This window comes from Pseudomonas triticicola (assembly GCF_019145375.1).
Lineage (GTDB): Bacteria > Pseudomonadota > Gammaproteobacteria > Pseudomonadales > Pseudomonadaceae > Aquipseudomonas > Aquipseudomonas triticicola.
The window spans coordinates 4,914,732-4,938,646 of sequence record NZ_JAHSTX010000001.1 but is presented as its reverse complement, the minus strand read 5'-3'; the positions used below and the strand labels follow the sequence as shown (position 1 = coordinate 4,938,646).

The window sequence follows — 23,915 nt, the reverse complement described above, 5'->3', positions numbered from 1 at the left end:
GAACGGCAGCATGAAGAACAGGAACAGCCAGATGAACGGCACCCCGATGACCATCTGCCGGCCATTGGGGATGATTCGGTTTATACGGCGTTTGAATTTGCGCATGTTCATGAGCGAAGTACCACGCCGCTATCGTCTTCCCACCACACGTAGACCTGATCGCCCCAGGTCGGACGCGCGCCGCGACGTTCGGCGTTGGCGACGAACGACTGCACCAGTTTGCCGCTCGGCAATTCGACGTAGAACACCGAGTGTCCGCCCAGATAAGCGATGTCGTGGACCTTGCCGCTCGACCAGTTGTACTCGCAGGTCGGCATGTCGGCGGTGACCAGCAGCTTCTCCGGACGAATCGCGTAGGTGACCGACTTGTCCTGCACCGAGGTGCTGATGCCGTGACCGACGTAGATCTGCCGGTCGAGGTCCTTGCAGGTGATGGTCGCGTGGCCTTCGGCGTCGTCGATCACTTCGCCTTCGAAGATGTTGACGTTGCCGATGAATTCGCAGACCAGACGGCTGGTCGGGGTTTCGTAGATGTCGATCGGGCTGCCGATCTGCGCGATCCAGCCCAGGTGCATGATCGCGATGCGCTCGGCCATGGTCATGGCCTCTTCCTGGTCGTGGGTCACCATCACGCAGGTCACGCCAACGCGCTCGATGATTTCCACCAGTTCCAGTTGCATCTGCGAACGCAGTTTCTTGTCCAGAGCGCCCATCGGCTCGTCGAGCAGCAGCAGTTTCGGTCGCTTGGCCAGCGAACGCGCCAGTGCCACGCGCTGACGCTGGCCGCCGGAGAGTTGATGCGGCTTGCGCTTGGCGTACTGGCTCATCTGCACCAGCTTGAGCATCTCGGCCACGCGGGCGTCGATCTCGGCCTTGGGAATCTTGTCCTGTTGCAGGCCGAAGGCGATGTTCTGCGCCACGGTCATGTGCGGAAACAAGGCGTACGACTGGAACATCATGTTGATCGGGCGTTCGTACGGCGGCATGTCGGTGATGTCGACGCCGTCGAGGAAAATGCGCCCCTCCGTGGGCCGTTCAAACCCTGCGAGCATGCGCAGCAGGGTGGATTTGCCCGATCCCGAACCGCCGAGCAGGGCGAAAATCTCGCCTTTCTTGATTTCCAGGGACACGTCGTCCACGGCAATCGTCTCGTCGAACTTCTTCGTGACCCGGTCGATTTTGACCAGCACCTGTTTTGGTGTCTGGTCGCCCTCGAGGGCTTTCTTGTAGGCGCCGGAGGCAACTGCCATTTACGAAACTCCCAACAGAAGCAGCAGTTCGCCCCGCAAGACGAACCCTGGATAGTTTGTGCGTTATTTGCCCGACTTGACCTTGGTCCAGCTGCGGGTCATCAAACGCTGAATATTGGCTGGCAACTCGGTCGACACGTAGGTCTTGTCGAGGACTGCTTGCGGTGGGTAAACCGCTTCATCGGTGCGAATGGATTGTTCCATCAGCTTGTCCGAACCCGGGTTGGGGTTGGCGTAACCGACGTAATCACTGACCTGGGCGATCACCTCAGGTTTCAGCAAATAGTTGATGAAGGCGTGGGCTTCCTTGACGTTGGACGAATCCTTGGGGATCGCCAGCATGTCGAACCACAGCGCGCCGCCCTCTTTCGGAATCGAATAGGCGATGTTGACGCCCTTCTTGGCTTCCTCGGCACGGTTCTTCGCCTGGAAGATGTCGCCGGAGAAACCGATGGCCACGCAGATGTCGCCGTTGGCCAGATCGCCGATGTACTTCGAGGAATGGAAATAGGTAACGTATGGACGCACCGCGAGCAACTTGGCGGTGGCCTTTTCGTAGTCTTTGGTGTTGGTGCTGTTGGCGTTCAGGCCCAGGTAATTGAGCATGGTCGGCATCATTTCATCAGCCGAATCGAGGAACGCAACGCCGCAGCTGTGCAGCTTCTTGATGTTTTCCGGCTCGAACAGCACGGCCCAGGAATCGATCTTGTCGATACCGAGCACGGCCTTGACCTTGTCGACGTTGTAGCCGATGCCGTTGGTGCCCCACAGATACGGCACGGCGTAGAGGTTGCCGGGGTCGTTCTGCTCCAGGCGCTTGAGCAGCACCGGGTCGAGGTTGGAATAATTCGGCAGTTGCGCCTTGTCGAGCTTCTGGAACGCGCCCGCCTTGATCTGCTTGCCAAGGAAGTGGTTCGACGGCACGACCACGTCATAACCGGTGCGCCCGGCGAGCAGCTTGCCTTCCAGGGTTTCGTTGGAGTCGAAAACGTCGTAGACCGGTTTGATCCCGGTCTCTTTCTCGAAGTCGGCCAGGGTCGACTCGCCGATGTAATCGGACCAGTTATAAATATGCACCGTACCGGCGGCCTGGGCTCCGACAGCGATTGTCAGGCCGGCAGCGGCCAGCAGGGCTTTGCGCAAAGAAGAAAATACAGGCAAGTGGAGGTCCTCTAAATTGATTGGGCCCAAGTTGCCCCGCGCTGCATGACAGCCATGGCTGCCCGACAACAAAACCGGCGCGCAACTTACCCTCGAAAAACCGATCCAGCAAAACTTTCTGTCATTTAATTATCCGCTGGCCGCCGTCGCGACGACGACGGCCAGTGGTTGTGGCGACAAACCGGCTTATTTGCCCGATTTGATCTTGGTCCAGCTGCGGGTGATCAGACGCAGTGTGGCGGCGTCCAGATCGCTGATCGCATAGAGCTGCTTCTTCACTTCAGCCGACGGGTAGATGCTCGGGTCGCTGGTGATGTCCTTGTCCACCATAGGCGTCGCCGCCTTGTTGCCGTTCGGGAAACGCACGGCGTTGGTGATGCCGGCCATCACTTGCGGCTCCATCAGGTAGTTCATGAACTTGTAGGCGGCTTCGACGTTTTCGGCATCCTTGGGAATGGCGACCATGTCATAGAAAGTACCGGCGCCTTCTTTCGGAATGGTGTAGGCCAGTTTGACCTTGTCACCGGCTTCCTGAGCGCGGGTCTTGGATTGCTCCAGGTCACCCGAGTAACCGACGGCGACGCAGATGTTGCCGTTGGCCAGGTCGGAGATGTACTTGGAAGAGTGGAAGTAGGCGACCGACGGACGGATCTTCAGGAACAGGTCTTCGGCGGCCTTCAGATCAGCCTTGTCCTTGCTGTTGGTCGGCTTGCCCAGATAGTGCAATGCCGCCGGAATCATTTCGGTCGGGGCATCGAGGAAGCTCACGCCGCAGCTTTTGAGTTTCTCGATGTTTTCCGGCTTGAACACCACGTCCCAGGAATCGATCTTGTCGATGCCCAGCGCAGCCTTGACCTTGGCCGGGTTGTAGCCGATGCCGATCGAGCCCCACATGTACGGGAAGGCGTGCTTGTTGCCCTGGTCGCTGGCATCGCCAACGGCCTTGAGCAGGTCTTCGTCGAGGTTTTTCCAGTTCGGCAGCTTGGACTTGTCCAGCTCCTGATAAACCCCGGCCTTGATCTGCTTGGCGAGGAAATTGTTGGAAGGCACCACGATGTCGTAACCGGACTTGCCGGCCAGCAGCTTGGCTTCCAGGGTTTCGTTACTGTCGAAGACGTCGTAGACGACTTTGATCCCGGTGGCTTTTTCGAAGTTGGCCACGGTGTCCGGCGCGATGTAGTCGGACCAGTTGTAGACGTGCAGTACCTTGTCGTCCGCGTGCACCGCACCTGCCATCATGCCCGCCATGGACAGCGCGAGCAGAGTCTTGCCAGCTAGCTTTTTACCTAATGCCTTCATGCGTCATGCTCCAAATTTTTCTTTTTTGAACCACTTTGTTCAGCGGCCGAACCCGGACAACTGGAACCGCGGCTAGTCTGGCAAGATCCGAGGCGGTCTTTCAACAAAAGACCAGCCTTTCTGACAGCTTTGAGCGAGTGCGCCGCAGCTCCCCCGCCCAAAGCCTAGCACCTAGGCCTGCAGCGCACCGAGGGTCAGGTCCAGACACTTGCGTGCCTTTGTAACCAGCTCATCGATCTCCGCTTTGCTGATCACCAGCGGCGGCGCAATGATCATGGTGTCGCCTACCGCGCGCATGATCAGGCCATTGTCGAAGCAGAACTGCCGGCAGATCATGCCCACGCCCTTGCCTTCGTAACGCTTGCGCGTGGCCTTGTCCTGCACCAGCTCGATCGCCCCCAGCAGACCGACGCCGCGAACTTCACCCACCAACGGGTGATCGTTCAGCTCGCGCAGACGTTTCTGCAAATACGGTGCCGTTTCGTTGTGGGCGTTCTCGATAATTTTTTCGTCGCGCAGGATACGGATGTTTTCCAGGCCCACCGCGGCTGCCACCGGGTGGCCGGAGTAAGTGAAGCCGTGGTTGAAATCGCCGCCTTCATTGAGCACGGCCACCACCGAGTCACGCACGATCAACCCGCCCATGGGGATGTAGCCGGAGGTCAGGCCCTTGGCGATGGTCATCATGTGCGGCTTGAGGTCGTAGAAATCGCTACCGAACCACTCACCGGTACGGCCGAAACCGCAGATCACTTCATCGGCAACAAAGAGGATGTCGTACTTGGCGAGGATTTCCTTGATGCGCGGCCAGTAGGTATCGGGCGGGATGATCACGCCGCCGGCACCCTGGATCGGCTCGGCAATAAAGGCACCGACGTTGTCGACGCCGACTTCGAGAATCTTTTCTTCGAGCTGGTTGGCCGCCCAGATGCCGAACTCTTCCGGCGACATGTCACCGCCTTCGGCGAACCAGTACGGCTGGGCGATGTGGACGATGCCCGGGATCGGCAAGTCGCCCTGCTCATGCATATAGGTCATGCCGCCCAGGCTCGCGCCGGCCACGGTGGAACCGTGATAACCGTTCTTGCGACTGATGATGACTTTCTTGTTCGGCTGGCCTTTGATCGCCCAGTAGTGACGGACCATGCGCAACATGGTGTCGTTGCCTTCGGAGCCGGAACCGGTGAAGAACACGTGGTTCATGCCTTCCGGCGCCACGTCGGCAATCGCCTTGGCCAGTTCCAGCGCCGGCGGGTGTGCGGTCTGGAAGAACAGGTTGTAGTAAGGCAGTTCGCGCATCTGTTTGGCGGCGGCATCGGCCAGTTCATCGCGACCGTAACCGATCGCCACGCACCAGAGGCCGGCCATGCCGTCGAGGATCTTGTTGCCTTCGCTGTCCCACAGATAAACGCCCTTGGCGTTGGTGATGATCCGCGGGCCCTTCTCTTTCAGTTGCTTGAAGTCGCTGAACGGGGCCAGGTGGTGATCGCTGCTCAACGCTTGCCACTCACGGGTTTGCGGGTTGTTGCTGGTCATGCCAATTCTCCTTGTTATCGGTGAAGGCGCGACGGCTGGCCGCCGCGCCCGGCGTATCAGACGGCGAAGAGCAGGTACTCACGCTCCCACGAACTGATCACGCGCTTGAAGTTTTCATGCTCGGCCCGCTTGACCGCGACGTAGCCGGTGATGAAGGTCTTGCCGAGATACTTCTCGATGGTCGCGCTGTTTTCCATACGCTCCAGCGCGTCCTCGATGGTCAGCGGCAGGCGCAGGTTGCGGCGCTCGTAACCACGGCCGACCACTGGCGCGCTCGGGTTCAGGCCCTCGACCATGCCGATGTAGCCGCAGAGCAGACTCGCGGCGATCGCCAGGTACGGGTTGGCGTCGGCGCCCGGCAGGCGGTTTTCCACGCGGCGGTTCTGCGGGCCGGCATCCGGTACGCGCAGGCCGACGGTACGGTTCTCTTCGCCCCACTCGACGTTCACCGGTGCCGATGTGTCTGGGAGGAAGCGGCGGAACGAGTTGACGTTCGGCGCGAACAGCGGCAACAGCTCGGGAATCAGTTTCTGCAGACCACCGATGTGGTGCAGGAACAACTGGCTCATGGTCCCGTCTTCGTTGGAGAAGACGTTCTTGCCGGTCTGAATGTCGATGATGCTCTGGTGCAGGTGCATCGCGCTGCCCGGCTCGCCGGTCATCGGCTTGGCCATGAATGTCGCGGCCACGTCGTGCTTGAGCGCGGCTTCGCGCATGGTGCGCTTGAACACCAGAATCTGATCGGCCAGCGACAGCGCGTCACCGTGACGGAAGTTGATTTCCATCTGCGCCGTGCCGTCTTCGTGGATCAGCGTGTCGAGGTCCAACTCCTGCAATTCGCACCAGTCGTAGACATCTTCGAACAGCGGGTCGAATTCGTTCGCCGCTTCAATGGAGAACGACTGCCGACCGATTTCCGGACGGCCCGAGCGGCCGATCGGCGGCTGCAACGGATAGTCGGGGTCGTCGCTGCGCTTGGTCAGGTAGAACTCCATTTCCGGCGCCACGATTGGCTGCCAGCCCTTGTCGGCATACAGCTTCAAGACCTTCTTGAGAACGTTGCGCGGCGACAGCTCGATCGGGTTGCCTTGCTTGTCGTAGGTGTCGTGGATCACCTGCGCGGTCGGCTCGATGGCCCACGGCACCAGGTACACGGCGTTCTGGTCGGGACGGCAGATCATGTCGATGTCGGCCGGGTCGAGCAGTTCGTAATAGATGTCGTCTTCGACGTAGTCGCCGGTCACGGTCTGCAGCAGCACGCTCTCCGGCAGACGCATGCCTTTCTCGGCGATGAACTTGTTGGTCGGCGAAATCTTGCCCCGGGTAATACCGGTCAAGTCGCCGATCATGCATTCGACTTCTGTGATCTTGCGGTCTTTCAACCAATCGGTGAGCTGGTCGAGGTTGTTACTCATAAATGCCTCTGGGCTGAGTCTCCTGACGCGATGTCAGGCAATTTTGACGCTTGCGGCGTCGCGTTAAAGGGGGCTTGCTCGCGCAGTGCCGGCTTACGCCTGGCACCGCGCATAGACAATGAAAGAGGAGCTTACCTGCCCTTGACGCTGGCGTTGCATTTCCCGTGCACTTTGCAAACGTGCAGAATCACAAGCATGACGCTGAGTGCGGCACGGGCTTTGGGAGGGAAAGAGTTCTATAGTGAAAGGAGACGCCATAAAGCGGATGCTGTGCCCGACGTCCAGAATATCGGACGCTGCCGTTTTGCCGGATGTTGACGAGCGTGTCGTCAACAGGCTGCGCGCCTTGCTGGCTGCGCTACGGACGGACTGATCGCCACTGATGTGATGAGCATGCAGACCGGACTGTTGCGAGCAGTCGGTGATGCCGATTAACGGCAGGCGAGACATGAAGCACCCCGGTATTATTGCTGTTATGGGTTTGACCGGAGCTTAGCCTTGTTCATTTTTTTACACAACACCCCCGTAAAAAATACAACACGGCCTGCTCAAGCCCGCAGTTGAGCAACGTTCAAGGTTTGAAAAAACGCCCCAAAGTGCCCCATAAATGCCCTTCAAGCGCTTTTTCGGGGCAAAAAAGGCCTCGCTTGACTTCGGCAGGCCGTTCGGGTTGACTGAAACCAGAAAAGATCAATGATTGATATTTTTAACAACAAAGGTGTTGCATCATGTCGGTACCCCCGCGTGCCGTTCAGCTTAACGAAGCGAACGCGTTCCTTAAGGAACATCCTGAGGTTCTGTACGTTGACCTTCTGATTGCGGATATGAATGGTGTGGTGCGCGGCAAGCGCATCGAACGCACCAGCCTCCACAAGGTTTACGAGAAAGGCATCAACCTGCCGGCCTCTCTATTTGCTCTGGATATCAACGGCTCCACGGTGGAAAGCACCGGTCTGGGCCTGGACATCGGCGATGCCGATCGTATCTGCTATCCGATCCCCGATACCCTGTGCAACGAGCCATGGCAGAAGCGCCCGACCGCGCAGCTGTTGATGACCATGCACGAACTCGAAGGCGATCCGTTCTTCGCTGATCCCCGTGAAGTGCTGCGCCAGGTGGTGACCAAGTTCGACGAGCTCGGCCTGACCATCTGCGCCGCCTTCGAACTCGAGTTCTACCTGATCGACCAGGAAAACGTGAACGGCCGTCCACAGCCGCCACGCTCGCCGATCTCCGGCAAACGCCCGCACTCGACGCAGGTCTACCTGATCGACGACCTCGACGAATACGTCGACTGCCTCCAGGACATTCTGGAAGGTGCCAAAGAGCAAGGCATCCCGGCCGACGCGATCGTCAAGGAAAGTGCCCCGGCGCAGTTCGAAGTGAACCTGCACCACGTCGCCGACCCGATCAAGGCCTGCGACTACGCCGTCCTGCTCAAGCGTCTGATCAAGAACATCGCCTACGACCATGAAATGGACACCACCTTCATGGCCAAGCCGTATCCGGGCCAGGCGGGCAATGGTCTGCACGTACACATTTCGATTCTGGACAAAGCCGGCAAAAACATTTTTGCCAGCGAGGATCCCGAGCAGAACGCCGCGCTGCGTCACGCGATCGGCGGTGTGCTCGAGACCCTGCCGGCGCAGATGGCTTTCCTCTGCCCGAACGTCAACTCCTACCGTCGCTTCGGCGCGCAGTTCTACGTACCGAACTCGCCGTGCTGGGGCCTGGACAACCGCACCGTGGCGATTCGCGTACCGACCGGCTCTGCCGATGCCGTACGTATCGAGCACCGCGTGGCCGGCGCCGACGCCAACCCGTACCTGCTGATGGCTTCGGTACTGGCCGGCGTGCACCACGGCCTGGTCAACAAGATCGAACCGGGCGCGCCTGTCGAAGGCAACAGCTACGAGCAGAACGAACAGAGCCTGCCGAACAACTTGCGCGATGCCCTGCGCGAGCTGGACGACAGCGAGGTGATGGCCAAGTACATCGATCCGAAGTACATCGATATCTTCGTCGCCTGCAAGGAAAGCGAGCTGGAGGAGTTCGAACACTCCATCTCCGACCTTGAGTACAACTGGTATCTGCATACCGTTTAAATGGTTTGCAGCTTCAAAAAAACGCCGTTGGCTGATTCAGCCAGCGGCGTTTTTTATGGCCGAACACAAATCCCCTCGCCACAGGGTACTGGCAGACAACACCTGAACCGCCTCGTACAATGCCCGCTGCCCCGCAGGAGACTTCCATGACGCGACCCGCCACCGTCCGCAAACCCCGTGCCCGCAGTCAGGCGCGGATCGATTCGATCCTCGATGCCGCGCGCACGCTGCTGGCGGCCGAGGGCGTGGCCAGTCTGTCGATCTACAGCGTCGCCGAGCGCGCGCAGATTCCGCCCTCCTCCGTGTATCACTTCTTCGCCAGCGTCCCGGCGCTGCTTGAAGCCCTGACCGCCGATGTCCACGCAGCCTTCCGCGCCTGCCTGCAAGCGCCGATCGATCACGACGCGTTACGTGACTGGCGAGACCTGTCGCGACTGGTCGAACAGCGCATGCTCGAGATCTACGACCAGGATGCAGCCGCACGGCAATTGATCCTGGCGCAACACGGCCTGACCGAAGTGACCCAGGCCGACCGCCAGCACGATCTGGAACTGGGCGACCTGATGCACAAGCTGTTCGACCAGCATTTCGAGTTGCCAAGGCTGCCGGACGATGTCGATGTGTTTGCCCTGGCGATGGAGCTCGGCGACCGCGTGTATGCGCGTTCGGTGCAGCAGCACGGGCAGATCACCCCGCGCATGGCTGAGGAAGGGATGCGCGTGTTTGATGCCTATATCGGGTTGTATCTGCCGCCATATTTACCCAAAAGAAATCTCTAGCGCATGCGCCGGCCCTTTCGCGAGCAGGCTCGCTCCCACATTTGAAATGCGTTCCCCTGTGGGAGCGAGCCTGCTCGCGAAAGCCGCGCCGCCGAATCCGCGACAGGCACAAAAAACCCCGCAGGGCTCACACCCTCCGGGGTTGTTTTTTGCTCACCGACTTACAACTTGGCGATCGACACCTCGGTGGATTTCACAAAGGCGATTACCTCACTGCCGACCACCAGCTCCAGCTCTTTCACAGAGCGGGTAGTGATCACCGAAGTGACGATGCCCGAAGCGGTCTGCACGTCGATTTCCGACAGCACGTCGCCGAGGACGATTTCCTTGATCGAGCCTTTGAACTGGTTGCGCACGTTGATGGCTTTGATAGTCATGATATTTCTCCTGAGGTCGAAATAAGCTGCAAGGGGCAAGCTACAAGCGGCAAGTAAAAGCACAGTGCTTCTACTTGCAGCTTGCAGCTTGTAGCTTGCAGCTGCGTCACTGCGCCCAACGCAATTGCGTAGGCAGGGGTGAAACGGGTTCCGGCGCCGGCGGTTCGCCGGGCAGGGACAGAACACGGTTGAGCACTTCGGTTTCCAGTGCGGCGAGGCGATGCGAGCCACGCACCCTGGGGCGCGGCAGTTCGACGTGCAGGTCGAGGCCGACTTCGCCGTCCTCGATCAAAATCACCCGATCAGCGATCGCCACCGCTTCACTAACGTCATGGGTCACCAGCAGCACGGTAAAACCGTGTTGCTGCCACAGCCGTTCGATCAGTTGCTGCATCTCGATGCGGGTCAGCGCATCCAGTGCGCCGAGTGGTTCGTCGAGCAGCAGCAGACGCGGCTGGTGAATCAGCGCCCGGGCCAACGCCACGCGCTGCTTCTGGCCACCGGACAATGCCGCCGGCCACTCATTGGCGCGATCAGCCAGACCCACGGCTTCCAGTGCATCCAGCGCTTGCTGGCGCCAGTTGCCCTTGAGGCCGAGACCTACGTTGTCGATGATCCTTTTCCACGGCAGCAGCCGCGCTTCCTGGAACATCAGCCGCGTATCGTCGCGCGCCTGGCTGAGCGGCGCGGAGCCGGCCAGCAGCTCGCCGCCAGTGGGTTGATCGAGGCCGGCGAGCAAGCGCAAGAACGTGCTCTTGCCACAACCGCTGCGCCCGACCACGGCGACAAACTGCCCCGCCGGAATGTGCAGATCGATGTCGCGCAGCACCTGGCGCGCGCCGAAGGTTTTCTGCAGGTTGCGCACCGCCAGCGGAATCCCGCGCAACAGGCGTGGAGGTTGTTGAGCGGTCATGCCGCACCTCCCTTGGCAACCTGATAGGCCGGGTGCCAGCGCAGCCACACACGTTCAAGTCCACGGGCGGCGAGGTCGGCGAGTTTGCCGAGCACCGCGTAAAGCAGGATCGCCAGCACCACCACGTCGGTCTGCAAGAACTCGCGGGCGTTCATCGCCAGATAACCGATACCGGAGCTGGCCGAGATGGTTTCAGCGACGATCAGCGTCAGCCACATGAAGCCCAACGCGAAGCGCACGCCAACCAGAATCGACGGCAGCGCACCCGGCAGAATCACCTGCCAGAACAGGCTGAAACCGCTCAGGCCATAACTGCGCGCCATCTCCACCAGCGCCGGGTCGACGTTGCGGATGCCGTGATACGTGTTCAGGTAAATCGGAAACAAGGTGCCCAGCGCCACCAGAAAAATCTTCGCTGATTCGTCGATGCCGAACCACAGGATCACCAGCGGAATCAGCGCCAGATGCGGCACGTTGCGGATCATCTGCACCGAGCTGTCAAGCAGGCGTTCACCCCACTTCGACAGGCCGGTGATGAAGCCCAGCACCAGGCCGATGCCGCCGCCGATGGTAAACCCGAGTGCCGCGCGCCAGCCGCTGATCGCCAGGTGCGTCCAGATCTCGCCGCTGCGTACCAGACTGACACCGGCTTCGATCACTGCCACCGGTGCCGGCAGAATCCGTGTCGATAACCAGCCCGCCGACACCGACAACTGCCACACCGCCAGCAGCAACACCGGCAACGCCCAAGGCGCGAGGCTGTGGATAAATTTGTTCATGGCCGCGCCTCAGCTCTGCGATGCGGCTTTGGGCAAGATGTCGTTAGCGACCATCTCGCCAAACGGGCTGACATAACCGGCGCTCTTCGGCAGTTCCGGGCGCTCGACGTCGAGGTGCGGGAACAGCAGCTCGGCCACCCGATACGACTCTTCAAGGTGTGGATAACCGGAGAAGATGAAGGTGTCGATACCAAGATCGGCATATTCCTTGACCCGCGCTGCCACGGTCGGGCCATCGCCGACCAGCGCAGTACCGGCACCGCCACGTACCAGACCGACGCCGGCCCAGAGGTTGGGGCTGACTTCGAGGTTGTCGCGGCTGCCGCCGTGCAGCGCGGCCATGCGTTGCTGGCCGACCGAATCGAAGCGCGCCAGCGAAGCCTGCGCACGTTGGATGGTGTCGTCGTCCAGGTGCGAGATCAGCCGATCCGCCGCCTGCCAGGCTTCGGCGCTGGTTTCACGCACGATCACATGCAGACGAATGCCGAAGCGCACGGTACGGCCGAGTTTGGCGGCTTTGGCCCGGACTTGTGCGATCTTCTCGGCCACCGCTGCCGGCGGTTCGCCCCAGGTCAGGACCATCTCCACTTGTTCGGCGGCCAGATCCTGCGCCGCTTCCGAGGAACCACCGAAATACAGCGGCGGACGCGGTTGCTGGATCGGCGGATACAGCAGCTTGGCGCCCTTCACGCTGATGTGCTCGCCGTCGTAATCGACGGTTTCGCCTTCCAGCACGCGGCGCCAGATGCGGGTGAATTCCACCGAGGCCTGATAGCGTTCTTCGTGATTGAGGAACAGACCGTCGCCGGCCAGTTCTTCCGGATCGCCACCGGTGACCAGATTGAACAACGCACGCCCGCCGGACAAACGATCCAGCGTCGCTGCCTGGCGCGCCGCGACCGTCGGGGAAATGATCCCGGGGCGCAAGGCAACGAGGAATTTCAGACGCTGGGTCACTGGAATCAGCGAGGCCGCCACCAGCCACGAGTCTTCGCAGGAACGGCCGGTAGGAATCAGCACCCCGCCAAAACCCAGACGATCCGCCGCTTGCGCGACCTGTTGCAGGTAACCGTGATCAACCGCGCGGGCGCCTTCGGCGGTGCCAAGGTAATGGCCGTCGCCGTGGGTAGGCAGGAACCAGAAGATGTTGAGGCTCATGGAGTGGTCTCCTTGTCGATTCGAATTACTGGGCTGGGGAGCTTTGGGCCACAGCGGCCGGCGGGGTCCAGATCACATCCTTGATGCTCAACGGCTTGGGAATCAGCTTGAGCTGGTAGAACGTGTCGGCGATTTTCTGTTGCGCGGCGACCACTTCCGGAGTTACGAACAGCGCGCCGTAGCCCTGGCGTTTCACCGAGGTCAGGGTGATGTCCGCCGGCAGGCCCAGCAGCGGCGCGACTTTTTGCGTCACGTCTTCGGGATTGGCTTGCGACCATTCACCAACCGCGCGCACCTCTTCGATGAGGGTCTTGATCACCTCGGGATTTTTCTGCGCGTAAGGTTTGGTCGCGAGATAGAACTGGTGGTTGTCGACGATGCCTTTGCCGTCACGCAGGGTGTGCGCTTGCAGTTGTTTCTCGGCAGCGGCCTGGTACGGATCCCAGATGACCCAGGCGTCGACACTGCCACGCTCGAACGCAGCGCGGGCATCGGCCGGCGGCAGGAACACGGTCTGAATATCGCTGTACTTGAGGCCGGCGTCTTCCAGTGCACGCACCAGCAGGTAGTGCACGTTGGAGCCTTTGTTCAGGGCGACTTTCTTGCCTTTGAGATCGGCCACCGATTTGATCGGCGAGTCCTTCGGCACGAGGATCGCTTCGCTGTTCGGCGCTGGTGGTTCATAGGCGACGTAGAGCAGATCGGCGCCAGCGGCTTGGGCGAAAACCGGCGGGGTTTCGCCGGTCACGCCGAAATCGATCGAGCCAACGTTGAGGCCTTCAAGCAGTTGCGGGCCGCCGGGAAACTCAGTCCATTGCACGTCGACGCCTTGCGCGGCGAGGCGTTTTTCCAGCGCCCCTTTGGCTTTGAGCAGCACCAGCGTGCCGTACTTCTGATAACCGATCCGCAATGTCTCGGCTTGTGCTTGAGTGATGGCGCCGAAGGTGACAGCCGCAGCAAACAGAGCGACCAGACCACGACGCAAAAATACAGTGCGCATAGCGCTCTCCTTTTTGCTGTTGGGTTTTGGCTGCACCTGCTTGCCCGTTGGCGGGCGAGTAAGGCCAGTACTTCAAATTTCGATGAGGCTTAAATGCTCCAGCGAGCACTCAACAAACGTTCGTTCAGCAGGCCCGGCTCCAGCGGTTTCGGCCGGCGTGCCATGGCGCCGATGAACTGGTCCAGGGCCTCGTGCAAGCGCTGCTCCAGGGCCGGCGCCAGTTGCGCGGCGGCACTGCCTTCGCCGTAAGCGATCTGGCTGTCCTCGGCGAAAATGCCCTGAAGCATTTCCTGGGCTTTGAGTGCCGACAGCACAGGCTTGAGGGCGTAATCGACCACCAGCATGTGGGCGATGCTGCCGCCGGTGGCCATCGGCAAGACAACCTTGTGGCTCAAGGCACGCTCCGGCAGCAGATCCAACAGGGTCTTCAGCGCTCCGGAAAACGAGGCCTTGTACACCGGGGTGGCGATCAGCAGGCCATCGGCGTTTTCAATCTGTTGCAGCAGGTCGAGGACCTTCGGGCTGTCGAAGCGCGCGTGGAGCAGATCCTCGGCCGGGAAGTCCCGTACCTGATAACTCACCACTTCCACCCCTTGCTGTTGCAACCAGCGTTGCGAACGCTCCAGCAGCACTCCGGAACGGGAGCGCAGGCTGGGGCTGCCACCGAGTGAGACGACCAGCATTGCAGATTCCTTTAAGCGTTACAGGCGATTCGCAGGCTGCGATCTCGCTTCAATGGCAGTGACCTTACCAGCTGATTTATATATCCATAAATCATATTTATTCATTTGGTTATGCGCTTAAGAGATATACCGCTGAGCAGAATCCAGGCGAAAAAAAAGGCCGTCGAAACGGCCGAAATTCCCCTGCGTTGTGATTCTGGATTCTCAAGTGCCTGGGCTGACGCCTTCGCGAGCAGGCTCGCTCCCACAGGGGAATGCATTGCAAATGTGGGAGCGAGCCTGCTCGCGAAAGCGGCGGTGACTACACCGCAAATCTTACTTGTTCGGCTGCGGCGTCAGGCGCAGGTACGGTTTCACCGCGCGATAGCCTTTCGGGAAGCGCTGCTTGATCTCGTCCTCATCCTTGAGCGACGGCACGATCACCACTTCTTCACCGTCCTGCCAGTTGGCCGGGGTGGCGACTTTGTAGTTGTCGGTGAGCTGCAGCGAGTCGATCACCCGCAGAATCTCGTGGAAATTACGCCCGGTGCTCGCCGGGTAGGTGATGGTCAGGCGGATCTTCTTGTTCGGATCGATGACGAACAGTGAACGCACGGTCAGCGTGTCATTGGCGTTCGGGTGGATCAGATCGTAGAGATCGGAGACCTTGCGATCGGCATCGGCCAGAATCGGAAAGTTGACGGTGGTGTTCTGGGTTTCGTTGATGTCCTCGATCCACTTGTGGTGCGAGTCCACCGGGTCGACCGACAGCGCGATGGCCTTGACGCCGCGCTGGCTGAATTCATCCTTGAGCTTGGCAGTGAAACCCAACTCAGTGGTGCACACCGGAGTGAAGTCCGCCGGATGAGAAAACAGCACGCCCCAGCTATCGCCCAGCCATTCGTGGAAACGAATCTTGCCGGCGCTGGAGTCTTGTTCGAAATCGGGGGCGATGTCGCCGAGTCTGAGGCTCATGGTGCTGCTCCTGATGAGGGATGGGAGACAACAACTTTAGCTCGGGATCGATCAGTGTGAAAAAGAATAAATAACTAGATATCTAGATGATTTGAGAATATTAAACATCTGTTCATTGGACACCGGCCGGCATCGCGACGAACATCCAACGCAAGGTTCGAGAAGGCCTTGAGTTGCAGCAAAGAGGGAAATCGAGAAGGGCTTACGGGGGTGAGCCTGACTCGAAACGCAAAAGCCCCGTCCGGCGCGATGCCGGACGGGGCTTTTTTTGCTTCAGTTGCTCGTGCGCTATTACAGCAGCGGGATCGAGTAGCTGAGGATCAGGCGGTTTTCGTCCTGGTCGCGTTGACCGGCGATGTCGGTGCGCCAGGTAGCGTTTTTCCACATTACGCCAACGTTTTTCAACGGGCCTTCCGGAACAACGTACGCCACGGTCAAATCACGTTCCCATTCGGAAGCGCCATTCGAGGTCTGGACGCGACGAGCGTTGTAAGTGTCAATGTTATCGCCACGCAGGTACACCATGCCAGCTGTCAGGCCAGGCACGCCCACCTTGGCGAAGTCATAGGAGTAGCGTGCTTGCCAGGTGCGCTCGCCGGCACGGTTGAACTTCTGGATCTGCATGTCGGTGATGGTGTAGTTCGACGAACCGTCACCTTGGTTCAGCCAAGGGAAGTCGCTGCTACCGTTGCTCACCTGATAGCCGCCACCAAAGGTGTGACCGGCAACGGTGTACAGGAACAGGCCGCTGTACAGGTTGTTGTCGACTTTGCCTTTGCCGTTTGCCGCGTGACTGTAAGCACCAGAGCTGAAGTACGCTGGGTCGTGGCCGTTCGCGCCGTCGTCGGAGCTGTTGAAGTAACGGAAGTCAGACTTCAGCACGCCTGGACCAATGGACCAGTTGTGAACCAGCCCAAGGAAGTGCTGTTTGTAGAAATCTTCCAGGTTGCCGTAGTAGTACTGGGCAGTCAGATCTTTGGTGATCTTGTAGTCACCACCGGCGTAAATGAATTTGTTGCTATCGCGGAAGTTCGGACCGCGAGAGTTGGCACCGCCAATGCTCAGCTGTTCATTGTTGCTGGAGTTACGGCCTTTGACGTGCTCGATCTGACCACCGACCAGAGTCAGGTCCTTGATCTCGCCGGATGTGATCTGGCCACCCTGCCAGGTTTGCGGCAGCAGACGACCGTCGTTGGTGACGATGACCGGGTTCTTCGGCTGCAAGGTACCCAGCTTCAGTTCAGTCTGGGAGATCTTGGCTTTGGCAGTCAGGCCCAGGCTGGAGAAGTTGTCTACGGCTTTGCCGTTGGACTCGCTCGGGAACACGGTGCCGCCGTAGGCGGTGCCGCTGTTGCCGTTGGTGCCGCCGCCCGAATCAAGACGGATGCCGAGCAGGCCGATCGCGTCGAGACCGAAACCGACGGTGCCTTGGGTGTAACCGGAGATGAAACGCAGGTCGAAGCCTTGGCCCCACTCTTCGTTCTTGTTGGCGCCAGTGCCATTACGGTTGTCAGTGTTGATGTAGAAGTTACGCAGACCCAGAGTAGCCTTGCTGTCTTCGATGAAACCGGCGGCGCCTGCCTGCTGCGCCATAACCCCAACGGCCACAGCCAGGGCCAAGGTGGACTTGTTCATGTATCGCTCCTCTCGTTCTAATTCTTGTGTTCCTGGTTCGGGGTCGATTTGCCCTGAATCCTAAGATTCGCGATTAGCGCCAGACCGTGACTGCCAAGTCAATCGTAACCTTGTATGTCTACGACCATCGTCTAATCGCGAGTGATTGGGTCCCTGCAGCGTAAAGACTTCCTGATAATCCCAAAAAGAATTTATTCGTCCTTTTTCATGCCATTCAGGCATATGGCCCATTAATGGCCATCCGCGCCGGGAAACAGCGTATCGGCGCCTAAGCTCATTCCTAAATGGTATTTGCTGACCTTTTTTTAGATCGATTAGCTTTGCCGTACTCCCAACACGGCAAATCCCATCGAAAAGGCGACGCATCATGGCGAAACGCGCACTATCAAGTCAATTTGTTACAGTTTGTGTGTCGGCACTGTTTTCTTTTTCCGCACATGCCGCCGGTCTGACGGTCGGCTACCAGACCGGGATCGATCCGAGCAAAGTGCCGCAGGCCGATGGTGTCTATGAAAAAACCATCGGCGAGAAGATCGACTGGCGTCGTTTCAACAGCGGCCCGGAAGTCGTCACTGCCATTGCTTCTGGCGACGTACAGATAGGCAACCTTGGCTCAAGTCCCCTGGCAGCAGCTGCTTCACGCAATCTGCCGATCGTGGCGTTCATCGTTTCGGCACAGATCAATGCCGCCGAAGCATTGGTGGTGCGCAACGGCAGCGGCATCGACAAACCGCAGGACCTGATCGGTAAAACCATCGCCACACCGTTCGTGTCCACCTCGCACTACAGTCTGCTTGGGGCGCTGAAGCACTGGGGCCTGAATACCTCGCAAGTCAAAGTGGTCAACCTGCAACCGGCGGAAATCGCCGCCGCGTGGAAGCGTGGCGACATTGACGGGGCCTTTGTCTGGTCGCCGGCGCTGGGCGAGATCCGCAAGACCGGCAAGACCCTGACCGACGCCGCCCAGGTCGGCCAGTGGGGTGCGCCGACTTTCGAAGTCTGGGTGGCGCGCAAGGACTTTGCCGAGAAGCATCCCGAGGTCGTGGCCAGGTTTGCCAAGGTCACCCTGGACTCGTTCGCTGACTACGCCGCGCACAAAGACAGCTGGACGGCCGACTCGGTGCCTGTGCAGAAAATCGCCAAATTGACCGGTGCCAACGCGACGGACGTGCCGGATCTGCTGGCCGGTTCGGCGTTCCCGGATGCCAAGGCGCAGCAAACCACGGCGCTGCTGGACGGCGGCACCGCTAAGGCCATTGCCGAAACGGCGAAGTTCTTGAAGGAACAGGGCAAGGTCGAGACGGTGCTGGCGGATTATTCGCCGTACGTCAGCGCCAAATTCATCACTGACTGAATGCAGAACCTGTGGCGAGGGGATTCATCCCCGTTGGGTCGCGTAGCGGCCCCCTATGTTTTCACTTGGAAACGCAAGGGGACTGCTGCGCAGTCCAACGGGGATGAATCCCCTCGCCACAGACCTCGCTGTTGTTCAGAGGGTCTTTTCGAAGATCTTCGAATTACGCTGATAGTTGTACAGCGACGCCCGTGCCGCTGGCAGGCGTTCGACGCTGCTCGGCTCGAATCCGCGCTCGCGGAACCAGTGCGCGGTGCGCGTGGTGAGTACGAACAGGGTTTTCAAACCCTGCGCCCGCGCGCGGGTTTCAATGCGTTCGAGCAATTCGTCGCCGCGTCCGCCATGGCGGTATTCCGGATTCACCGCCAGACACGCCAGTTCACCAGCATCGGAGTCGGCAATCTGATACAGCGCCGCACAGGCGATGATCATGCCTTCGCGCTCGACCACGCTGAACTGCTCGATCTCGCGCTCCAGCACTTCCCGCGAGCGGCGCACCAGAATGCCCTGCTCTTCCAGCGGACTGATCAGGTCGAGCAAACCGCCGACGTCTTCAATCGCTGCTTCGCGCACCAGTTCGAACTGCTCCTGCGCCACCAGCGTACCGCCACCGTCACGGGTGAACAGCTCGGTCAGCAGCGCGCCGTCTTCGGCGTAACTGACGATATGACTGCGCGCCACGCCGCCACGGCAGGCTTCGGCGGCGGCATCGAGCAACTCCGCTTGGTAATTGCTCATGCCGAGGCGCTGCAAATGTGCCGGCACTTGTTGCGGGCGCAGTTCGCGCACCAGTTTGCCGTTCTCGTCGATCAGGCCGAGCTCGGCGCCGAACAACAGCAGCTTGTCCGCGCCCAGATCAATCGCGGCGCGGGTGGCGACGTCTTCGCAGGCAAGGTTGAAGATTTCGCCGGTCGGCGAATAGCCCAGCGGCGACAGCAATACGATCGAGCGTTCATCGAGCAGGCGATTGATGCCCTTACGGTCAACCCGACGCACTTCACCGGTGTGGTGATAGTCGACACCTTCCAGCACACCGATCGGCCGAGCGGTGACGAGGTTGCCGCTGGCCACGCGCAGGCGCGAGCCCTGCATCGGCGACGAGGCCATGTCCATCGACAGGCGCGCTTCGATAGCGATGCGCAACTGGCCGACCGCGTCGATCACACATTCCAGGGTCGCGGCATCGGTGATGCGCATGCCGTGATGGTAATGCGGGGTCAGGCCACGAGCGGCGAGGCGGGTTTCGATCTGTGGGCGCGAGCCGTGCACCAGCACCAGACGCACGCCGAGGCTGTGCAACAGGACCAGGTCGTGGACGATGTTGCCGAAATTCGGATGCTCGACGCCGTCGCCGGGCAGCATGACGACGAAGGTGCAATCGCGGTGGGCATTGATGTATGGAGACGCGTGGCGAAGCCAATTGACGTATTCGGGCATGAACCTGGGCCTGTAATAAAGAGCAGCCGAAAAAAGGGGCGAAACGAAAAACGCACAGCGGGCTGATGGTTATCGTCGGAACAGGCTTGGCGACACGCGCGCTCTCCTCATGAATACGGGTTGTGGTGCAGGCAATTTACCGGGTTGATGCAAGACATTTAACCCAGTGGCAGCGAGCCTGCTCGCGAAAGCGGTGGATCAGGTTCATCTGTGGCGACTGACAAAACGCTTTCGCGAGCAGGCTCGCTCCCACATAGGGCCGTCATCGTTCGTCTGTCGTCAGGCAGTAATGTTCAATCAACTGCCGAATCAGATGCACGGTAGGCTGCAAACGTGACATTTCAAGGTACTCGCCGGGTTGATGCGCGCAGGCAATGTCGCCGGGGCCGAGGACGATGGTTTCGCAGCCGAGGCGCTGAAGATAAGGCGCTTCGGTGCCGAACGCTACTGCTTCGGCGCAATGGCCGGTGAGCTTTTCAGCGATGCGCACCAGTTCGGCATCCTCGGACTGTTCGAACGGCGGTACTTCCGGGAACAGCGGTCGGTAATCGATCTTCACCTTATGCCGCTCGGCCACCGGATTGAGCTTGCGCAGGATTTCCGCGCGCAGCAGGTTCGGGTCCATGCCCGGCAGCGGCCGCAGGTCGAACTCCAGCGAACACTGGCCGCAGATGCGATTGGGATTGTCGCCGCCATGAATGCAACCGAAGTTCATCGTCGGTTGCGGCACGCTGAATTGTGGATTGCTGAATTCGCGCTGCCACAACAGGCGCAAACCACGCAGTTCGCCGATGGCATCGTGCATCGCTTCAAGCGCGCTGTGGCCCAGACGCGGATCAGACGAGTGGCCGCTCTGCCCGAGGATGTCGATGCGCTCCATCATGATGCCTTTGTGCATGCGAATCGGCTTGAGCCCGGTCGGCTCGCCGATCACCGCCGCGCGGCCCAACGGTTGCCCGGCCTCGGCCAGTGCGCGGGCGCCGGACATCGAGCTTTCTTCGTCGCAGGTGGCGAGGATCAGCAGCGGTTGCTTGAACGGCTGATCGAGCAGCGGCCGCACGGCTTCGATGATCAGCGCGAAGAAGCCCTTCATGTCACAACTGCCCAGCCCGACCCAGCGACCGTCGACTTCGGTGAGCTTCAGCGGATCGGTCTGCCACAACGCATCGTCATAAGGCACGGTGTCGCTGTGCCCGGCCAGCACCAGGCCGCCGGGGCCGCTGCCGAAACTGGCGAGCAGATTGAATTTGCCGGGGCTGACCTGCTGGATATCGCAGCTGAAACCCAGGTCACCGAGCCAGCCCGCCAGCAGATCGATGACGGCGCGGTTGGACTGATCCAGGTTCGGTTGGGTACAGCTGACCGATGGCGCGGCAATCAGCGCGGCGAACTGGTCTTGCATGGACGGCAATGGCATCACTGACTCCAGGTCCCGGATTGAGGCCCACTATAGAACCATCCGGCGCGCGGAATAAACCGCCGCAGGGCGTAGGAAGTTTGACTCCTGTACACTGCACGGCCTTGGCAGCCACACATTCCCCCGGCTGCGCTCCCGATTCTGGATGTTCCGGCCATGCAAAAAGAAACTGAAATCAAACTCCGCGTCAGCCGCGAAACCCTCGCTGCCCTGCGCGAGCACCCGCTGCTGAAGAAACGCAACAAAAGTGGCTGGGAACGCCGTGAGTTGATGAACCAGTACTTCGACACCCCCGAGCGCGACCTCGCCCAGGCCAAAGTCGCACTGCGCCTGCGCAAGGACGGTGACGAAGTGATTCAGACCCTCAAGACCCGTGGCCAGAGCGTCGCCGGTCTGTCCGAGCGTAACGAGTACGACTGGAAACTCCCGAAAGCCAAGCTCGACGTAAAGAAACTCGACGGCGAATGCTGGCCCGAGGCACTGGCCGAGCTGGACAAGAAAACCCTCAAGCCGATCTTCACCACCGATTTCGTCCGCGAGCGCGCCGAAATCGCCTGGGGCCGTGGCAAGACCAAAGTGGTCATCGAAGCCGCGCTGGACCTCGGTCACGTGGTGGTTGGCAAGCAGAAGGAAGAAATCTGCGAGCTGGAACTGGAGCTGCGCGAAGGCGAGCCTGCGGCGCTGCTGGAACTGGCTGCCGAACTGGCCGAAACCCTGGCGCTGATGCCATGCGATATCAGCAAGGCCGAGCGTGGTTATCGCCTGCACGACGCCAACAGCTACTCGCTGAGCCTGCCAGCGCCGCAGCTGACCACTGAAACCCGTCTCGACGACGCCTTCGCCGCGCTGAGCTGGCATCTGCTCGGCAGCAGCCAGCGTCTGGCCGAACAATATCGCTTCAACGGCCACTGGCGTCTGCTGCAGGACTGGGTCGAGAACCTCGCGGAAATGCGCGCCCTGCTCAGCAGCCTCGGCCAGGCGGCGCCGCGTCAGTCGACCCACGATTTGCGCGTGGCCCTCGATGCCTTGCTGGAAGACTGGCGCCCGTTGGTGCAGGTCGGCATCGAAGACGAAGACGTGCGCAAAGCCGCGCCTGAGCAGTTCCTCGAAGAGCTGGAAGACCCGCGCTGGGGCCAGTTCTCGCTGAACGCTTCACGCTGGCTGCTGGCCCGCACCTGGACTGCCGACCGCAACACCCGTGGCAACCGTCAGGGTGACGCGCAACTGCACAGCTGGTTGCCGCGTCTGCTGGGCGAAGAAGCCACTGCTCTGCAGCTGCAACGCTATCAGCAGCAGCCGGAAGATCTTGCTGAACAACTGCCGCGTATCGAACGCATTCAGGTCTGGTTGCACCATGCGCGCAACGTGCTGGACATCCCGGAAATGGATCGCCTGTACGGTGAGCTGAACAAACTGGCGCAACTGGCCAACGAGCCGACCATCACCGACGAACTGCTCGATGCACGCAAGCATCAGGCGATTGCGGTGTACCAGAATCGCGCCTGGAAAATCCTGCTGCGCATGTGATGACCCTGTGGCGAGGGGATTCATCCCCGCTGGGTCGCAAAGCGGCCCCGTTCTTAAAAAAGCGGGGACTGCTGCGCAGCCCAGCGGGGATAAATCCCCTCGCCACAAAGGCCATCCGCACTAGACCGGCAGGCTGGTGGTGGACTTGATCTCCGACAGCGCCACGATCGAATTCACTTCCTGTATCCCCGGCACCAGCGACAGCTTCTCGAAAAAGAACCGCTCGTACGCCTCGATATCCGCCGCGACAATGCGCAGCATGAAATCCACCGCCCCCATCAGCACATAACACTCCAGCACTTCCGGAAAGCCGCGAATCGCCTCGGTGAACTCGGTGAAGTTCGAGCGGCCGTGGGCGTTGAGTTTGATTTCGGCGAAGATCTGCGTGTTCAGGCCGATCTTCTTGCGATCCAGCAAGGTCACCTGGCCGCGAATGATGCCCTCCTCCTTCATCCGCTGAATCCGCCGCCAGCACGGCGATTGCGACAGGCCCACCTGCTCGGCGATCTGCGCGCTCGACAGTGAAGCGTCTTCCTGCAGCAAGGCGAGGATCTTGCGGTCGTAGGCGTCCAGCTCGCTGTGCATAAAAAATCCTCAAAGATCAGCTTTCACGAATCAACTCTTTCGATAAACCCGCTCAGACGCCGATCATAGCCAAGAAATACCCCGCACCGAATGTAAAAATTTCTCCAGTGATTTTGGAGACTCGCCATGCCGCACCTTGAAGCCGTAAACAGCCCCGCCGCCCGCGCTGATGTCTGGAACGTCAACAACGCCCACTGCCTGGCGCAATATCAAATCCTCGCCGAGGCCGAGCCGGATCTGCTGGTGCGCGTGCTGAATCTGTTCGCTTTGCAGTTTCTGACCCCGGAGCAGGTCAACGTCCAGCGCCAGGACGATCTGCTGTCGATCGATCTGCTCATGAGCGGCCTGAGTTGGCATCGCGCGCAAGTGATCGCGGAAAAACTGCGCAACCTGATCAGCGTCTGCGCGGTGGACCTGCACAACGCCGACGCGGCGTGGCAGGCGCCCGCCCAGGCTGCCGGCTGACAAATCCGGCAACGGCTTCGTCGGGTAGTGGCCCAACGGTCAGCGGGGCCACGACTATCCTTTTGCGCATGACGCTCAAAAAGGAA

Annotated in this window: 21 protein-coding genes and 1 pseudogene; 5 read left to right on the top strand and 17 right to left on the bottom strand. The window is 60.2% G+C overall.

What is annotated here, in order from left to right; translation table 11 throughout:
* The 6 genes and pseudogenes from KVG85_RS21790 to KVG85_RS21765 all read right to left on the bottom strand — a co-directional run.
* Window positions 1–111 (bottom strand): annotated as a pseudogene (locus KVG85_RS21790) (putrescine ABC transporter permease PotH); the annotation flags it as partial.
* Window positions 108–1,250, bottom strand: a complete 1,143-nt coding sequence (locus KVG85_RS21785; RefSeq protein WP_186530788.1) for an ABC transporter ATP-binding protein — start codon at window positions 1,248–1,250, stop codon at window positions 108–110. The pseudogene KVG85_RS21790 and the gene KVG85_RS21785, both read right to left, overlap by 4 nt.
* 63 nt (window positions 1,251–1,313) lie before the next feature.
* Entirely contained in the window at window positions 1,314–2,411 is a 1,098-nt protein-coding gene (locus tag KVG85_RS21780; RefSeq protein WP_038860901.1) for a polyamine ABC transporter substrate-binding protein, read from the bottom strand.
* Window positions 2,412–2,597: 186 nt separating this feature from the next.
* Window positions 2,598–3,710 carry a polyamine ABC transporter substrate-binding protein gene (locus KVG85_RS21775; RefSeq protein WP_016772660.1) on the bottom strand — a complete coding sequence of 371 codons (1,113 nt, stop codon included), beginning with the start codon at window positions 3,708–3,710 and terminating at the stop codon, window positions 2,598–2,600.
* 171 nt (window positions 3,711–3,881) lie between these two features.
* The gene (locus KVG85_RS21770) at window positions 3,882–5,246 is read right to left on the bottom strand and encodes an aspartate aminotransferase family protein (protein ID WP_016772659.1); all 1,365 of its coding nucleotides are present in this window, start codon (window positions 5,244–5,246) and stop codon (window positions 3,882–3,884) included.
* A gap of 56 nt (window positions 5,247–5,302) precedes the next feature.
* Entirely contained in the window at window positions 5,303–6,661 is a 1,359-nt protein-coding gene (locus KVG85_RS21765) for a glutamine synthetase family protein (protein ID WP_016772658.1), read from the bottom strand.
* Window positions 6,662–7,389: 728 nt separating this feature from the next.
* Here KVG85_RS21765 and KVG85_RS21760 point away from each other — a divergent pair.
* Window positions 7,390–8,766 (top strand): glutamine synthetase family protein, encoded by a 1,377-nt coding sequence (locus KVG85_RS21760; RefSeq protein ID WP_016772657.1) that lies wholly within the window; start codon window positions 7,390–7,392, stop codon window positions 8,764–8,766.
* Window positions 8,767–8,912: 146 nt separating this feature from the next.
* Entirely contained in the window at window positions 8,913–9,545 is a 633-nt protein-coding gene (locus KVG85_RS21755) for a TetR/AcrR family transcriptional regulator (protein ID WP_095181294.1), read from the top strand.
* Between the two features lie 161 nt (window positions 9,546–9,706).
* Here the strand turns inward: KVG85_RS21755 and KVG85_RS21750 are convergent, their stop codons facing one another.
* The 8 genes from KVG85_RS21750 to KVG85_RS21715 form a co-directional block, all read right to left on the bottom strand.
* Window positions 9,707–9,922: a TOBE domain-containing protein gene (locus tag KVG85_RS21750; RefSeq protein ID WP_003229256.1), complete on the bottom strand. Its 216-nt coding sequence runs from the start codon at window positions 9,920–9,922 to the stop codon at window positions 9,707–9,709.
* Window positions 9,923–10,028: 106 nt separating this feature from the next.
* On the bottom strand, window positions 10,029–10,835 hold the full coding sequence (gene ssuB, locus KVG85_RS21745; protein ID WP_016772655.1) for an aliphatic sulfonates ABC transporter ATP-binding protein: 807 nt from the start codon (window positions 10,833–10,835) through the stop codon (window positions 10,029–10,031).
* Entirely contained in the window at window positions 10,832–11,614 is a 783-nt protein-coding gene (gene ssuC / locus KVG85_RS21740) for an aliphatic sulfonate ABC transporter permease SsuC (RefSeq protein WP_056786226.1), read from the bottom strand. Before ssuC ends, ssuB begins: the two co-directional genes overlap by 4 nt.
* A 9-nt stretch (window positions 11,615–11,623) precedes the next feature.
* Window positions 11,624–12,772 (bottom strand): FMNH2-dependent alkanesulfonate monooxygenase, encoded by a 1,149-nt coding sequence (gene ssuD / locus KVG85_RS21735; RefSeq protein ID WP_217864912.1) that lies wholly within the window; start codon window positions 12,770–12,772, stop codon window positions 11,624–11,626.
* Window positions 12,773–12,797: 25 nt separating this feature from the next.
* Entirely contained in the window at window positions 12,798–13,772 is a 975-nt protein-coding gene (locus tag KVG85_RS21730) for a sulfonate ABC transporter substrate-binding protein (RefSeq protein WP_217864911.1), read from the bottom strand.
* Window positions 13,773–13,861: 89 nt separating this feature from the next.
* Window positions 13,862–14,455: an NADPH-dependent FMN reductase gene (gene ssuE / locus KVG85_RS21725; RefSeq protein WP_217864910.1), complete on the bottom strand. Its 594-nt coding sequence runs from the start codon at window positions 14,453–14,455 to the stop codon at window positions 13,862–13,864.
* 315 nt (window positions 14,456–14,770) lie between these two features.
* The gene (locus tag KVG85_RS21720) at window positions 14,771–15,409 is read right to left on the bottom strand and encodes a peroxiredoxin (RefSeq protein WP_123441780.1); all 639 of its coding nucleotides are present in this window, start codon (window positions 15,407–15,409) and stop codon (window positions 14,771–14,773) included.
* Between the two features lie 291 nt (window positions 15,410–15,700).
* Window positions 15,701–17,044, bottom strand: a complete 1,344-nt coding sequence (locus tag KVG85_RS21715) for an OprD family porin (protein WP_042607063.1) — start codon at window positions 17,042–17,044, stop codon at window positions 15,701–15,703.
* A 364-nt stretch (window positions 17,045–17,408) separates the two neighbouring features.
* Between KVG85_RS21715 and tauA the strand changes: the two genes are divergently transcribed.
* Window positions 17,409–18,398, top strand: coding sequence for a taurine ABC transporter substrate-binding protein (tauA, locus tag KVG85_RS21710; protein WP_217865013.1), 990 nt, complete (start codon window positions 17,409–17,411; stop codon window positions 18,396–18,398).
* A gap of 135 nt (window positions 18,399–18,533) precedes the next feature.
* On the opposite strand, the gene argA is transcribed toward tauA, so the two are convergent.
* Both argA and argE read right to left on the bottom strand, forming a co-directional pair.
* Window positions 18,534–19,835, bottom strand: coding sequence for an amino-acid N-acetyltransferase (gene argA, locus KVG85_RS21705; RefSeq protein ID WP_016772647.1), 1,302 nt, complete (start codon window positions 19,833–19,835; stop codon window positions 18,534–18,536).
* A gap of 262 nt (window positions 19,836–20,097) precedes the next feature.
* The gene (gene argE, locus KVG85_RS21700) at window positions 20,098–21,252 is read right to left on the bottom strand and encodes an acetylornithine deacetylase (RefSeq protein ID WP_122506174.1); all 1,155 of its coding nucleotides are present in this window, start codon (window positions 21,250–21,252) and stop codon (window positions 20,098–20,100) included.
* A gap of 156 nt (window positions 21,253–21,408) precedes the next feature.
* Here argE and KVG85_RS21695 point away from each other — a divergent pair, with 156 nt between their 5' ends.
* The gene (locus KVG85_RS21695; protein WP_039757448.1) at window positions 21,409–22,779 is read left to right on the top strand and encodes a CYTH domain-containing protein; all 1,371 of its coding nucleotides are present in this window, start codon (window positions 21,409–21,411) and stop codon (window positions 22,777–22,779) included.
* A 120-nt stretch (window positions 22,780–22,899) separates the two neighbouring features.
* On the opposite strand, the gene KVG85_RS21690 is transcribed toward KVG85_RS21695, so the two are convergent.
* The gene (locus tag KVG85_RS21690; RefSeq protein WP_024014730.1) at window positions 22,900–23,364 is read right to left on the bottom strand and encodes an Lrp/AsnC family transcriptional regulator; all 465 of its coding nucleotides are present in this window, start codon (window positions 23,362–23,364) and stop codon (window positions 22,900–22,902) included.
* A 126-nt stretch (window positions 23,365–23,490) separates the two neighbouring features.
* On the opposite strand from KVG85_RS21690, the gene KVG85_RS21685 reads away from it, so the two are divergent.
* Complete coding sequence (locus KVG85_RS21685) at window positions 23,491–23,829, top strand: ACT-like domain-containing protein (protein ID WP_071172164.1); 339 nt, start codon at window positions 23,491–23,493, stop codon at window positions 23,827–23,829.
* Window positions 23,830–23,915: the final 86 nt, after the last annotated feature.